The 14,021-nt window shown below is 66.2% G+C and carries 13 protein-coding genes; 4 read left to right on the forward strand and 9 right to left on the reverse strand.

The genetic code is table 11. The features are described 5' to 3' along the window. The first annotated feature begins 26 nt into the window (after positions 1–26). Complete coding sequence (gene coaA, locus P6U24_RS00935; RefSeq protein ID WP_407157352.1) at positions 27–983, forward strand: type I pantothenate kinase; 957 nt, start codon at positions 27–29, stop codon at positions 981–983. 284 nt (positions 984–1,267) lie between these two features. On the opposite strand, the gene P6U24_RS00940 is transcribed toward coaA, so the two are convergent. From P6U24_RS00940 to P6U24_RS00950, 3 genes are all read right to left on the reverse strand, one after another. Beyond that, the gene (locus tag P6U24_RS00940) at positions 1,268–3,508 is read right to left on the reverse strand and encodes an ATP-binding protein (protein ID WP_407157353.1); all 2,241 of its coding nucleotides are present in this window, start codon (positions 3,506–3,508) and stop codon (positions 1,268–1,270) included. 136 nt (positions 3,509–3,644) lie between these two features. Further along, positions 3,645–4,112, reverse strand: coding sequence for a hypothetical protein (locus P6U24_RS00945; RefSeq protein ID WP_407157354.1), 468 nt, complete (start codon positions 4,110–4,112; stop codon positions 3,645–3,647). 108 nt (positions 4,113–4,220) lie between these two features. Next, positions 4,221–5,759, reverse strand: a complete 1,539-nt coding sequence (locus P6U24_RS00950) for a YifB family Mg chelatase-like AAA ATPase (RefSeq protein WP_407157355.1) — start codon at positions 5,757–5,759, stop codon at positions 4,221–4,223. A gap of 275 nt (positions 5,760–6,034) precedes the next feature. Here P6U24_RS00950 and P6U24_RS00955 point away from each other — a divergent pair, with 275 nt between their 5' ends. Together P6U24_RS00955 and P6U24_RS00960 are read left to right on the forward strand one after the other, a co-directional pair. Then, on the forward strand, positions 6,035–6,283 hold the full coding sequence (locus tag P6U24_RS00955) for a PilZ domain-containing protein (RefSeq protein WP_407160727.1): 249 nt from the start codon (positions 6,035–6,037) through the stop codon (positions 6,281–6,283). Positions 6,284–6,513: 230 nt separating this feature from the next. Next, positions 6,514–7,581: a DUF2336 domain-containing protein gene (locus P6U24_RS00960; RefSeq protein ID WP_407157356.1), complete on the forward strand. Its 1,068-nt coding sequence runs from the start codon at positions 6,514–6,516 to the stop codon at positions 7,579–7,581. A gap of 57 nt (positions 7,582–7,638) precedes the next feature. Here P6U24_RS00960 and gshB read toward each other — a convergent pair whose 3' ends face one another. The 3 genes from gshB to rsmI are packed head-to-tail and all read right to left on the reverse strand — an operon-like array spanning position 7,639 to position 9,988. Beyond that, positions 7,639–8,586 (reverse strand): glutathione synthase, encoded by a 948-nt coding sequence (gshB, locus tag P6U24_RS00965; protein WP_407157357.1) that lies wholly within the window; start codon positions 8,584–8,586, stop codon positions 7,639–7,641. Between the two features lie 33 nt (positions 8,587–8,619). Further along, positions 8,620–9,042 (reverse strand): YraN family protein, encoded by a 423-nt coding sequence (locus P6U24_RS00970; RefSeq protein ID WP_407157358.1) that lies wholly within the window; start codon positions 9,040–9,042, stop codon positions 8,620–8,622. Next, positions 9,029–9,988, reverse strand: a complete 960-nt coding sequence (gene rsmI, locus P6U24_RS00975; RefSeq protein ID WP_407157359.1) for a 16S rRNA (cytidine(1402)-2'-O)-methyltransferase — start codon at positions 9,986–9,988, stop codon at positions 9,029–9,031. The genes P6U24_RS00970 and rsmI overlap by 14 nt, the downstream gene beginning before the upstream one ends. 227 nt (positions 9,989–10,215) lie before the next feature. On the opposite strand from rsmI, the gene P6U24_RS00980 reads away from it, so the two are divergent. After that, positions 10,216–11,448 (forward strand): penicillin-binding protein activator, encoded by a 1,233-nt coding sequence (locus tag P6U24_RS00980; RefSeq protein ID WP_407157360.1) that lies wholly within the window; start codon positions 10,216–10,218, stop codon positions 11,446–11,448. A gap of 8 nt (positions 11,449–11,456) precedes the next feature. On the opposite strand, the gene hemW is transcribed toward P6U24_RS00980, so the two are convergent. The 3 genes from hemW to rph are packed head-to-tail and all read right to left on the reverse strand — an operon-like array spanning position 11,457 to position 13,955. Further along, complete coding sequence (gene hemW / locus P6U24_RS00985; RefSeq protein WP_407157361.1) at positions 11,457–12,614, reverse strand: radical SAM family heme chaperone HemW; 1,158 nt, start codon at positions 12,612–12,614, stop codon at positions 11,457–11,459. Beyond that, complete coding sequence (rdgB, locus tag P6U24_RS00990) at positions 12,601–13,236, reverse strand: RdgB/HAM1 family non-canonical purine NTP pyrophosphatase (RefSeq protein WP_407157362.1); 636 nt, start codon at positions 13,234–13,236, stop codon at positions 12,601–12,603. Before rdgB ends, hemW begins: the two co-directional genes overlap by 14 nt. Before the next feature lie 5 nt (positions 13,237–13,241). Next, positions 13,242–13,955, reverse strand: coding sequence for a ribonuclease PH (gene rph, locus P6U24_RS00995; RefSeq protein WP_407157363.1), 714 nt, complete (start codon positions 13,953–13,955; stop codon positions 13,242–13,244). Positions 13,956–14,021 lie beyond the last annotated feature (66 nt).

Genomic DNA, 14,021 nt, shown 5'->3' on the forward strand with positions numbered 1-14,021 from the left:
GCTTGGGGGGAAGCGAGGTCGGCGTCATGGATATGCGCACCACCGAACAACAATATAATCCGTACCGCGTCTTCACCCGTCAGCAATGGGCGGAGCTGCGCAACGATACGCCGATGACGCTGGAGCCCGGCGAGTTCGACAAGCTGCGCTCGATGCATGACCGCCTCGATCGGCAGGAGGTGGAGGACATCTACCTGCCGCTGTCGCGCCTGCTATCGATCTATGTCGATGCGATGCAGCGGCTCTATTATTCGCAGCGCCAGTTCCTCGGCATCCGTGACCGCAAGATGCCTTACATTATCGGCGTCGCCGGATCGGTCGCCGTCGGCAAATCGACCACCGCGCGCGTGCTCCAGGCCCTGCTGGCACGCTGGTCGCCGCGGCCGAAGGTCGATCTCATCACCACCGACGGCTTCCTGTATCCGAAAGCGGTGCTGGAGCGGCAGGGCCTGATGCAGAAAAAAGGCTTTCCGGAAAGCTATGACCTGCCGCGGCTGCTTGGCTTCCTCTCCGACATCAAGGCCGGACGCCATCCGGTGCGCGCGCCGGTCTACTCGCACCTGACCTACGACATCGTTCCGAACGAATGGACCGAGATCGACCAGCCGGACATCCTGATTGTTGAGGGCGTCAATGTGCTGCAGACCGGTCCGCTGCCGCGCGACGGCAAGGCGGTGCCTGTCGTGTCGGACTTCTTTGATTTCTCCGTCTACATCGATGCCGAGGAGCCGGTGCTGCGGAACTGGTATGTGAAACGCTTCCTGGCGCTGCGCGACACCGCGTTCCACGATCCCCGCTCCTACTTCCATCGCTACGCATTGTTGTCGGACGAGGAAGCGATCGCCACGGCTACCGCGATCTGGGAGCGCACCAACCTCGCCAATCTCGAGGACAACATCCTGCCGACCCGGCCGCGTGCGACCCTGATCCTCAAGAAAGGCGCCGATCACGGCATCGAGACCGTGGCGCTGCGGCGGCTGTAGAGAAGCGCGCTCGGTTAGGCACAGGGCGTGTAGTTCTCGATATTGCGGCGTGCTCGCTGCAACCTCGCCCCGCTTGCGGGGAGAGGTCGGATGGCATCGGCAGATGCCATCCGGGTGAGGGGGTACAGGTCTAACTAATTCGCAACGATCGGGCGTCTGCCCCTCACCCCAACCCTCCCAGCGCGAGCGAAGCTCGTCGCGACCCCGTAAAGGACGGGGAGAGGGAGCGCGCTGCGTTCTGTGTGAGATCTCGTATTCCGCTTAGTTCTGGCGTGCTCCTCGCATCACGCCGCCACGTGCCGCGCCGCCGCCAGCGCAGTGAGCGCCTCGTCGAGCTTGTCGCGATCGAGCGGCTTGATCAGGAAGCCGTCCATCCCCGCCTCGAAGCAGGCGTAGCGATCCTCCACCAGCGTGTTGGCCGTGAGCGCAAGGATTGGCGTATGTCGGCCGGACTCGGCGGCTTCATGGGCGCGGATGCGCTTGGCGGCTTCGATGCCGTCGAGCTGCGGCATCTGCAGATCCATCAGGATGAGGTCGTAGGGCGCGCCTGCCGACCGTGCGGCCAGCCAGGATTCCAGCGCCGCCGCGCCATGGGTGGCGATCACGGTGCGATGGCCGAGCTTGGTCAAAAGGGAACGCATCAAGAGCGCGTTGATCTCGTTGTCCTCGGCGACCAGGATCGACAGGCCCTGGTTCGCGACAGCCGGCACGGCGGCGATCGGCTCGGCGACGGGGTCATCGGCGAGCGCCGGCGCGGCGACATCAAGCGTCAGCGCGAGGCGGGCTGCGAGCGAGGCCGCACGCAATGGTTTGACCAGATAGCCCGTGAAGGGTGAACCAGGTTGCAGGTCGTGCCGCGTCGCCGGCGTCACGAGCACGATGCGCCGCGAGGCGTGGCGCCGCGCCGCCTCGGCGACCCCGACGGCAACGTCCCTACCGACGGCATCATCGACCAGCACGGCGTGCCAGCTTCGCTCGGGCAGCAGCGCGGCAGCGACTTCCGTCTCGGTCACCAGACAGGTCTGCCCGCCCCAGCTTTGGAGGCGACGCGTGATCAGGTCGGCTTCGATCCCCTGAGCGGCCACGAGCATGACCGATTGGCCGGTCAGATCAGGCGCGATGTAGTTCTTCAGGCCCTCCTGTTCTGCCGCTGCGGGCAGCGGCACAGCGACCTCGAAGCTCGAGCCGGCGCCAGGCCTGCTCTCAAGCGTGATCCGCCCGCCCATCCGCCGCACGATGCGCTCGGAGATCGACAGGCCAAGGCCGGTGCCGCCAAAGCTGCGGGCGATTCCGTCGTCGGCCTGCTCGAACTCGCGGAAGATGCGCATCTGCGCATCCGTCGCGATGCCGATGCCGGTGTCGCGGACCAGAAAGCTGATCTCACCCGGCCAGATGCCGGGCTCGACGATCAGCGCGACGCCCCCCGTGATGGTGAACTTGATGGCGTTGCCCGCGAGATTGAGCAGCACCTGGCGCAGGCGTGCTGCATCGCCAATGACATGCGACGGTAGCCGATCGTCGACATAGGCCGCGATGTCGAGCTGCTTGGCCTGCGCGCGCGGCGCCAGGAGTTCGGTGATGTCCTCGATCAGCGGGGTGAGCGCGAACGGCCGCGCCTCGAGGTCGAGCTTGCCGGCCTCGATCTTGGAATAATCGAGCAGTTCCTCGATCAGCGCCATCAGCGCCTCGCCCGAGGTCCTGACTGCTTTGGCATAGGTCGTCTGCTCCGGCGTCAGCGCCGTGTCGAGCAGGAGGCCGCTCATGCCGATGATGCCGTTCAGCGGCGTGCGGATCTCGTGGCTCGCCATTGCCAGGAAGCGCGACTTGGCGCGGCTCGCCGCATCGGCGTGGTCGCGCGCTTCGCTAAGCGCCCGCTCGGTCTCGGTGCGGTCGGTGACGTCGCGACCGACACATTGCAGCACGGCCGGCTGGCCGGCATCGGAGCGCACCAGCGCCTCGCGCCAGGCGATCCAGCGCGGTCCGATGGCGCTGTCGATGCGCTGGTCGTGTACGCGCGTGCCGTTCGGCTCCAGCGCGGCGTCGCCCTGCTCGGTCACGTCGAACGCAAAGCGGCTGCCGAGCAGCGTGTCGCGATCCTTGCCGGCCATCTGGCAATAGGCATCGTTGACGAAGGTGACGCGCCCTTCGCCATCCCGCATCACGATCAGGTCGCCCTGCGATTCGAACAGGCTGCGGGCACGCTCCTCCGCCTCCTGCAGCTCCCAATTGCGGTCGGCGAGCACCTCGTTGTGAAGCGCGATCTTGAGCAGCTTCTTGCGCATGAAGCGCAGGCGCATGCTCAGCGTGGCTAGCGCGACGCAGGCGAGCGCGAACAGGAAGCTTGCGCCGATTGCGAAAGCATGAGGATTGTAGCCGGAATTCTCGGTCAGGCTGCCCTTGATGAAGCCGTAAGCGCCGCCGAAGCCGGCGGAGAAGATCATGAAGGAGCGCAGCGCCGAGATCAGAAATTGGTGTCGGCGCGCGAAACGGCGCAGGCGCAGCTTGATGCGAAACAGCCGTCCCATCACCTGATATCTCCTCGAAGTCCGAGTGTCGCAGTCAACGATCGGTAAGATGTGGGCGATGACGTTGCGGAGAGTTTGAGAGCTTCGCGCGTTCGTATGGGTGGATGCGAACAGGGTGAACGAAACGCTAAATGCCTTACGGCGCCGCTTCAGCGACACGCTCGTCATGCGCGTGAGCGCCGGCGATCAGCGCCGCTGCCTCGCGGACCGTGAGGCGGCTCGAGCGCACGAAGATGCGATAATCCGCCGGACCATCCTGCGCGAGATAGATGACGGCCGAGCGGCGCGTAGGGCCGGCGGTTATGGCGACGGACTGCGTGGCAGAGGCCTTGCAGGCCTTGTCGTCGACGTCAGTGCCGTCATCGACCAGCACGAGGTCTGCGTCGTCGGCATCATCAGTGAGGCCGATGCGAACCGTCGCGAGCTTCGGATCATCGGTGAATTCGACATGGAGGTCGGCATGCCAGGGCTCGGAGCCGATCTCGACATTGCCGGCCCCGAGGGGAATGCAGGGCCGCGCTGCGGGCGAGGCTTCGAGCCGGGCAACAATGGCCGCCACGGCAATGAGCGGCACGGCCGCGATCATGACCTTGAAACGCAACATGACACAGAACTCACTCAACGCGTGGCCGTGGAAGCATGGGCCTTATGGTTGTCGGAGGGTAAAGAGAAGTCGTTACCGCTTGATTGACGGCGACCGATTCGATGTCGCTCAGGCGAGAGTGCGGGCTTCTTCCGACAACGTGCGATAGGACAAAGCTTCCGCGAGGTGCAGCCTGCCGACCTTCTCGACATGGTCGAGGTCCGCGAGCGTGCGCGCGACGCGCAGCACGCGGTGATAGCCCCGCGCCGACAGCCGCATGGTCTCGGCGGCCTCGCGCAGCAGCTTCTCGCCCTGTGCATCCGGCTTGGCGATCTCGTCGAGCACCGAGGCCGGTGCTTCGGCGTTGGTGCGGATCTGCGGCAGCCCGGCCGCGGCGTAGCGCGCAAGCTGGATATCACGCGCGGCCGCGACGCGCGCAGCGACCTCCCGAGAGCCCTCCGCCGGTAGCGGCAGGATCAGATCGGCGGCGGTCACCGCCGGCACCTCGATGCGCAAATCGATGCGATCCATCAGCGGGCCGGAGATGCGCATCTGGTAGTCTGCGGTGCAGCGCTCGATCCGGTTGCGCCTGCAGGAATAGCCGGGCTCGAAGGCGTTGCCGCAGCGGCACGGATTCATCGCCGCCACCAGCATGAAGCGCGCCGGATAGGTCACGCGGTGATTGGCGCGGGAGATCGAGACCTCGCCATTCTCGAGCGGCTGGCGCAGCGAATCCAGCACGCGCGGATCGAATTCCGGCAGCTCGTCGAGGAACAGCACGCCCTGATGGGCAAGCGAGATCTCGCCTGGCTTGGCGCGCAAGCCGCCGCCGGTGAGGGCCGCCATACTGGCCGAATGATGCGGGCTGCGGAACGGCCGCCGTGAGGTGAGCGCGCCGCCCTGGATCTCGCCGGCGACGGAGGCGATCATCGAGACTTCGAGGAGCTCGGATGGCGACAATGGCGGCAGGATCGAAGGCAGCCGTGCTGCCAGCATCGACTTGCCGGCGCCGGGCGCGCCGATCATCAGGAGATGATGTCCGCCGGCAGCCGCGATCTCGAGCGCACGCTTGGCGCTCTCCTGGCCCTTGATGTCGCGCAGGTCGAGCCGGCTCGCTTCGGCCTCATGCACCTTTGGCTGCGGCCGCGACAGCACCTGCGTGCCCTTGAAGTGATTGGCGATCTGGATCAGCGAGCTCGCCGCGATGATCTGAATGTCCGGACTGGCCCAGGCCGCCTCGGCGCCGCAGGCTGCGGGACAGATGAGCCCTTCGTCGCGCGCATTGGCACCGATCGCGGCCGGCAGCACGCCGGCGACCGGCGCGAGCGAGCCGTCGAGCCCGAGCTCGCCGAGCACGGTGAAGCCGCTCAGCGCATCCGGGGGGATCGCCCCGATCGCCGCCATCAGGCCGAGCGCGATCGGCAGATCGTAATGGCTGCCTTCCTTGGGCAGGTCGGCCGGCGCCAGATTGACGATGATGCGCCGCGCCGGCAGCGCAAGGCCAGAGGCGATGAGCGCCGAGCGCACGCGCTCGCGCGCTTCGGAGACGGCGTTGTCGGGCAGGCCGACGATCGCAAACGCCGGCAGGCCAGGCACAATCTGGACTTGCACGTCGACCGCGCGAGCCTCGATCCCTTCGAATGCAACGGTGGAAACGCGCTGAACCATGCCCTGCCCCCGAAACGCAAAGGTAGCGGAAGACCAAATCTTCTGCAAGAACAATACAAGAACAATTCGTTCGCTCCGATATGAGCTCGACGTTTCGCTCCGAGCGGAAACCGGCCGTTAACTCCTGTCCGAAGCAAACCGAGCACCTCACGCTCTGGTTGCTGGAATCAAATCCGGTTGCCGGAAATGCTCGACGCGACTAGGCCAGTCTTCACGCGATGTGAAGGTTTGACTTGGCATCAACATTCGCTCTCGAGGTCATCAGCGTGAACAAGATCGTCAATCCGCGCCGCTTTGCGCGTGTCAAGCCGAGCGGGCGCGTGTCGAATGCCGCCAAGATCGTGGTCGGTCCCAAGGACCCCATGATCGATTGCGCGCTGGTCGACTTCTCTCCCGGCGGCGCTTGCCTGGATATCGGGTCCGCCGTCACGCTGCCGCCGCGCTTCGAACTGGTCCATGGCAACACGCGCAAGCGTTGTCGGCTGGTGTGGAAGGTGGGCCGCAAGATCGGTGTGTCGTTCTAGGATCATCGTGCCGCTGCGCAACGGAGCGTCCCGCTGGTTCAACGATGCCGCGCAGAGCCAGCGCCGCCCGATGGCGTCATCCTTTTCGTAACCTTGTAAGCAAGCGAGCGCAGGGTTCTTAACCATGCCTTAGGCGGCCCACCGCATGCTTCCGGCCCGATCGAGAACACGCAGCCGGACAACAGACGATGTGTCTGTCGCGGTTGCCCTAGTGCAGGGTGAAAGGAACAATGGCGGCGAATCCTACGGCAGCCCGGACCGCGAAACCGGCCGTACAAGATGCCACCGACGCCTCTGAGCTGGCCTCAGATATCCTCGGCAAGACCACGAGCCTGTTCATGGCCGGTCCGCGGCCGCACGCTGCCGAGCAGCTCGATCTTTACGACAGCATTTTTGCCCGCCTGACAGCCCAGGTCGGCGCGGACAAACTCGCCGAGCTCAGCACAGCTCTGGCCAGCGTTGAGCGCGCGCCCTATGCGACGGCGCGTCAGCTTGCGGTCCATGGTGATGTGCGCGTCGCAGCGCCGATGCTGGCGAAGGCAGCGGTGCTGACGGAGCGCGATCTCGCCGAAATCATCAAGACCGGAAGCCAGGCCCATCTGGTCGCGATTGCCGTCCGCAAGCAGGTGACAGAGAAGCTGACCGATCTTTTGATCGCGCGCGGCTTTCCCGCGGTGCGCATGGCGCTGGTGCAGAACCTCACGGCTCGCTTCTCCGAGGACGGCTATCGTAGCCTGTTCAAGAGCGCGGAGCGCGACGAGGAGCTCGCCGAGAAGCTGGGCCAGCGGACCGATCTCCCGGCCAAGCTGTCGCGCGCCTTCGTCGCCGCCGCATCCGATGCGGCGCGGGCGAAGTTCATCAAGTCCGCACCGCTCGCCGCCAAGGCGACCTTGCAGGCGACGCCGACCCGCTCGCCGGGCGCCGCTCTGCGCGCAACCTGGGATTATTCGCAGATCAAGACCGAGGTCGCGGCGCTCAACCGCACCGGCAAGCTGGGCGATGCCGCGGTCAACCGCTACGTCGCGACCGGTGATTTCCCCGCCGTGATCGCATCGCTCGCCCTGCTGGCAGACGTTGCCATCGAGGTCATCGAGGCCCTGATGGACGACCACCGGATCGATGACCTGCTTGTCGCCTGCAAGGGGTCGCGGCTGAGCTGGGCAACCACGTCGATGGTCATGCGCGGCAGGCCCGGCTGCGCTCCGGTCCCGGCGGAGGATCTCGAAGAATACCGCAAGCGCTTCGACAAGCTGTCGCTGTCGGAAGCGCAGTGGAAGACGCGGCACGGCATGAAGTAGAAGCACCCGGCTCGCGATCGGTCGCGGCCGAAGCCGCTTGACGGCCTACGGGAGCCCTCAGGCCCCGCTGCGCTTTGTCTCAATCACATCCCAGATGCGAGCGGCAATGTCGGGGCCGCCGAGCCGCGAGATCGCGCGGATGCCGGTCGGCGAGGTCACGTTGATCTCGGTGAGGTTGCCATCGATCACGTCGATGCCGACAAACAGCAGGCCACGCTCGCGTAGCGCCGGCCCGAGCGTGTCGCAGATCTCGCGCTCACGCGGGCTGAGCTCGGTCGCCTTGGCGGCGCCGCCCCGCACCATGTTGGAGCGCAGATCATCCGCGGCTGGCACGCGGTTGACCGCGCCGGCGAACTCGCCATCGACCAGGATGATGCGCTTGTCGCCATGCTTCACCTCCGGCAGGAAGCGCTGGATCACCCAGGGCTCCTTGAAGGTGACCGAGAACATGTCGTAAAGCGAGCCGAAGTTCATATCCTGCGGCATCACGCGGAATACTGCGGCGCCGCCATGGCCGTGCAATGGTTTCATCACGACCGCGCCGTGCCGGTCGCGGAAGGCGTTGATCTCGTCCATGTCGCGCGAGATCAGGGTCGGCGGCATCAGCTGCGGAAAATTCATCACGAACAGCTTCTCCGGCGCGTTGCGCACGCTGGCCGGGTCGTTCACCACAAGTGTCTTGGGGTGAATGCGTTCGAGGAAATGGGTCGAGGTGATGTAGGCGAGGTCGAAGGGCGGGTCCTGCCGCAGCAGCACGACGTCGAAGGATTCGATCGGTGTCGGCTTGGGCTCGCCGAGGGTGAAATGGTCGCCGACCTCATCGCGCACGCTCAGAGGCTGTACCGGCGCGACCAGCTCATCGCCGCGCAGCGAGAGCTTGTCCGGCGTGTAGTAGGACAGGCTGTGACCCCGCTTCTGCGCTTCCAGCAGCAGCGCGAAGGTGGAATCGCCGCGAATGTTGATGCGTGCGATGGGATCCATCTGGACGGCGACGTTCAATGTCATCGGTCTGTTTCCGCTTCTCTGACGTGAGGTCTCTTACGTGCTGGCGTCGAATGCCGCCTTCAGATGGCGCGGCAGGCTCTTGGGCGCAACGAGAATGACGTCGAAACGCAGCTCGAATTCGGCATGCTCGGGATGTGCCATCAGCCAGCCCTGCGCGGCGTCGATGATGCGCTGCTGCTGGCGCGGCGTGACGGCATAGGCTGCATCGTCGAGTGAGGCGCGCGCCTTGACCTCGACAAAAGCCAGCAGATCACCTTTGCGCGCGATGATGTCGATCTCGCCGTGCGGGGTGCGAAAGCGGCGGGCGAGAATGCGATAGCCTTTCGCCATCAGAAGCGCAGCCGCCTTGGCTTCGGCCGAGAGGCCGGTCCGGAACGCGGCGAGGCGCTCGGGGGCCGCTGCCTTCGCCGGCTTGCGCGCAGGTGCGAGCTCGGGATCGACCTCAATCTTGGCCATCGGTCTCCCTCGCTTCGATCACCTTGGCCAACGCAAGCGCTCGTGCGTAGACCTCGCGGCGCGGCCGTCCTGATAGCTCGACCGCATGCATCACCGCGTCCTTGACGCTGTGCATCTGCAACTGCTCCTTGAGCAACGCGTCGAGGTCGCCGGATGTCATGACATCGGCGTCGCGCGGCGGCGGGCCGATCACCAGCACGAACTCGCCGCGCTTCTCCAGAGTGTCGGCGCGTTCTGCAAGCTCGCTCACGGCCGCGCGGCTGATCTCCTCATGCAGCTTGGTGAGCTCGCGGCAGATCGCAGCTTCGCGACTGCCCATGATCGCGGCCAGGTCGGCCAGCGTGTCCTGCACGCGGCTGCCGGATTCGAACAGCACCAGCGTCGCGTCGATGCGGGCCAGCTCGGTGAGCCGATGCCGGCGTGCCTGCTGCTTGGCGGGCAAAAAACCCTCGAAGAAAAAGCGGTCCGTCGGCAGCGCCGCCACCGAGAGTGCCGCCAGCACCGACGACGGGCCCGGCAACGCCGTCACGGTGTGACCTGCGGCGCAGGCTTCGCGCACCAGCTTGTAGCCGGGATCGGAGATCAGCGGCGTACCGGCATCGGAAACCAGGCCGATCGCCGCCCCCTCCGCCAGCCGTTGCAGGATCTTCGGCCGGGCTGCTTCCGCGTTGTGTTCGTGATAAGGGGTCAGCTCGGCGGCAATGGCATAGCGCTCGGTCAGGCGGCGCGTGATCCTGGTATCCTCGCAGGCGATCAAGTCCACGCCAGCCAGGGTCTCCAGCGCCCTTAAGGTGATGTCGCCAAGGTTCCCGATCGGCGTCGCTACCAGATAGAGCCCGGGGCGCGCCTTTGGCGCCACAACAAGCTGCCCCGCCACCGCATAGCTGGAGGGGGAGGTGTCTTTGCTGTTGATGGCCGGGCTCGTCGGGATTGTCTTTGCGCGCATTGGGCCAATCTAAAAGGTAGATTGCCCGAGCGCCATAAGCCTTCACCGGGGGTGGTTTGGCTCACGGTGAGTGGTCGGACGGAATGAACCGGCCGGTGGCGTGTTCGAGTTCCTTAGCCTTTTGTTTTGGTTAACTATTCGTCGACAATATGCGTGAATCTGCCGTCCCTCCGGCTTCCTCGGAAGGACCCCCGGCTCGGCACGATCCGGCCAAGCGAAGAGACATCATGGTGGGCTCGCGTCATCCCAAGTCCCCTTCCGGTAAGTCCCCTCCCGGTGAGTCCGCTCCCGGCCTGACATCCGAAGGGGTCGCCCGGAGAACCGCGCTCGGGCTCCTGCTCGGCGCGCCGCTGCTTGCGGCGTGCTCGAACGTACAGCAGAGTTTCAACCAGTTTTCACAGCCGGCGGGCGCACCGCAAGAGCCGGCGGTGGCCGGCAGCGGCCACGTGAAGGTCGGGCTGATCCTGCCGCTGTCGGCCGCCGGCAATGCCGGGCTCGCCGCGCAATCGATGAAGAGCGCAGCTGAGATGGCGCTCGCGGAGTTCCAGAATCCCAACATCCAGCTCCTGATCAAGGACGATGCCGGCAGTCCGCAAGGCGCACAGCAGGGCGCGCAACAGGCCTGCGACGAAGGCGCGGAAATCATTCTTGGGCCATTGTTTGCAGGTTCGGTGCCGGCGACGGCGCAGGTCGCGCGCACGCGCAACATCTCGGTGATCGCGTTCTCGACCGATTCCAGCGTCGCCGGCCGCGGCGTCTATCTCCTGAGCTTCCTGCCGGAGTCCGACGTCACCCGCATCGTCGACTATTCCGCCGGGGTCGGTAAGCGCTCCTTTGCGGCGCTGCTGCCCGACAATGCGTATGGCACCGTGGTCGAGGGCGCGTTCAAGACCGCGGTGACCCGCAAAGGCGGCCGCATCGTCGCGCTCGAGAAATATGGTGCCGATCGTGCCACGCCGGCGCGCGCCGTTGCGCAGGCGCTCGGCGGCGCCGATGCGCTGCTCCTGGCCGATGATGGTGACGCGGTGGTGGCGACGGCAGATGCACTGACGGCAGCCGGCGCGAATCTGCGCAACATCCAGCTGCTCGGCACCGGCCTGTGGGACAATCCGCGGGTCTATGCCAGCGCCAATCTGCAAGGCGGCCTCTATGCCGCGCCGGATCCATCCGGGTTCCGCGCCTTCTCGGGGCGCTATCGCACCCGTTTCGGATCGGAGCCGGTGCGGACGGCGACGCTCGCCTATGACGCGGTGGCTCTGGTTGCCGCGCTGGCGCGCACGCAGGGGCAGCAGCGCTTCGCGCCGGACGTGCTGACCAATTCGTCGGGCTTTGCCGGCATCGATGGGCTGTTTCGGTTTCGCCCCGACGGCACCAATGAGCGCGGCCTTGCGGTGATGCGCGTCGCCTCCGGCGGCGGCCAGGCGGTGGCCGGCTCGCCAAAGAGCTTCAGCGCGACCTAAAGGCAAACTCAGGCGGCGAGGTCGGCGACGACGGCGTCGAGCACCGGAAAACCGTCCTGCGTGACGCGCAGGCGGCCGTCTTCATCGACGATGATGGCGCCCTCCTCCCGCAGCAGCGCGATGCGATCAGGGTCGAGTGTGCGGCCGGAGATCGCGGCGTAGCGGCGGGGGTCGATGCCCTCGGCAAGCCTGAGACCCATCAGCAGGAATTCGTCGGCGCGCTCCTCGCTATTGAGCTCGTCGTCGCTCGTGATGCCGTGGCCGCCGGCCTCGACCCGCATCAGCCAGGTCTCCGGGCGCTTATCAGTCGCGGTCGCGTGCCGTCGGCCAGCGATATCGAGCCGGCCATGCGCGCCGGGTCCGATGCCGGCATATTCCTGCCCGCGCCAATAGACCAGATTGTGCCGGCATTCGGCACCCGGACGCGCGTGGTTGGAGATCTCATAGGCCGGCAGGCCGTGTTTGGCGCAGACCTCCTGCGTCACGTCATAGAGCGTGCGCGCCAGGCCTTCATCCGGCGTCTTCAATTTGCCCGCCGCGTGCAGGCCGAAGAACGGCGTGCCTTCCTCGATGGTGAGCTGATAGAGCGACAGATGCTCGGCCGCTTCGCCGATTGCGCGCGTCAGCTCATCGGTCCACATTGCCGGCGTCTGATCGGGACGGGCATAGATCAGGTCGAACGAATAGCGGTCGAACGCGCTCCGTGCGATCTTGACCGCGTCCATCGCCTCCTGCGCCGTGTGCAGGCGGCCCAGCATTTTCAGCGAGGCGTCGTCGAGCGCCTGCACGCCGAGCGAGACGCGATTGACGCCGGCGGCGCGACAGCCGGCAAAGCGGGTCGCTTCGACGCTGGTCGGATTCGCCTCCAGCGTCACTTCGACATCACCAGCGACATGCCAGTATTTGCCGATCGCATCCAGGATGGCGCCGACGGTGGTCGGCTGCATCAATGACGGCGTGCCGCCGCCGAGGAAGATCGAGGTGACTTCGCGCGCACCCGTGCGCGCGGCGGTCGTTTCAATCTCGCGCGCGAAGGCGCGTGCGTAACGCTCCTGGTCGATCGCCGCATGCCGGACATGGCTGTTGAAGTCGCAATAGGGACATTTCGACAGGCAGAACGGCCAATGCACATAGACCGCGAAGGCGTTCGCGTCAGCGCCGCTCAAGGCAGATCTCCGCAAGCTTCACGAAAGCGCGTGCGCGATGCGACAGGCCGAGCCCCAGCGGCGGCATCCCGTGCTTCTCGATGCTCGTCATTTCGCCGAATGTGCGCGCATGTCCGTCGGGCAGGAACATCGGATCATAGCCGAAGCCGGCGGTGCCGCGCGGCGGCCAGACCAGCGTGCCGTCGACGCGCGCTTCCACCTGTTCGAGATCGCCGTCGGGCCAGGCGACACACAGCGCCGAGACGAAATGCGCGCGCCGCTTGTCCGGTGTGGTGGCGCCGCGCTCGGCGAGCAGCCGCTCGACGCGCGCCATCGCCGCATTGAAATCCTTGGTCTCGCCGGCCCAGCGCGCGGAATAAATACCCGGAGCGCCGTCGAGCGCATCCACGACGATGCCGGAATCATCGGCGAAGGCGGGGAGCCGTGCGGCCTGTGCCGCAGCGATCGCCTTGATGCGGGCGTTAGCCTCGAAGGTGTCGCCGGTCTCCTCGGGCTCGCCGAGGCCGAGCTCTCCGGCCGAGACCGCCTCGACCCCGTAGGGCGCCAGCAATTCGCGCATCTCGGCGAGCTTGCCGGGATTGTGAGTTGCGATGACGATGCGGCCTTCGAGCTTGCGGTGCATGGTGCTTACGCCACCGCCATCTTCTGCAGGTCGACCAGGCGCGCCACACCCTTGCGCGCCAGCGCCATCAGCGACAGCAATTCGGCCTCGGAGAACGGCGTCTTCTCGGCGGTGCCCTGCACCTCGACGATGCGGCCGTCGCCGGTCATCACAAAGTTGGCGTCGGTATCCGCTTCCGAATCTTCGGCGTAGTCGAGATCGAGCACCGGCGTGCCGTTATAGATGCCGCAGGAGATCGCGGCGACGTTGTCGCGCAGGACCTCGGTCTTGATCATGTTGCGCGCCTTCATCCATTTGATGCAGTCGGCGAGCGCGACCCAGGCGCCCGTGATCGAGGCCGTGCGGGTTCCGCCATCGGCCTGCAGCACGTCGCAGTCGACCGTGATCTGCCGTTCGCCCAGCGCTTCGAGATCGACGATGGCGCGCAGGGAGCGGCCGATCAGGCGCTGGATCTCGACCGTGCGGCCGCCCTGCTTGCCAGCCGACGCCTCGCGGCGGGTCCGCTCCAGCGTCGCGCGCGGCAGCATGCCGTATTCCGCCGTCACCCAGCCTCGGCCCTGCCCCTTCAGCCATGGCGGCAGCCGGTCTTCCAAGGTGGCGGTGACCAGCACATGGGTGTCGCCGAACTTCACCAGGCAGGAACCTTCGGCATATTTCACGACGCCGCGTTCCAGGCTGACGGCGCGCAGTTCGTCGGGAGCACGGCGGCTTGGCCGCATGGGAATCCTCCGGCAAAGGCGAAAATCGGGGTTGGCGCCTTGTAGGAGGGTGAGGGAGCAGCGGCA

Source organism: Bradyrhizobium sp. STM 3557, assembly GCF_045571465.1.
GTDB lineage: Bacteria > Pseudomonadota > Alphaproteobacteria > Rhizobiales > Xanthobacteraceae > Bradyrhizobium.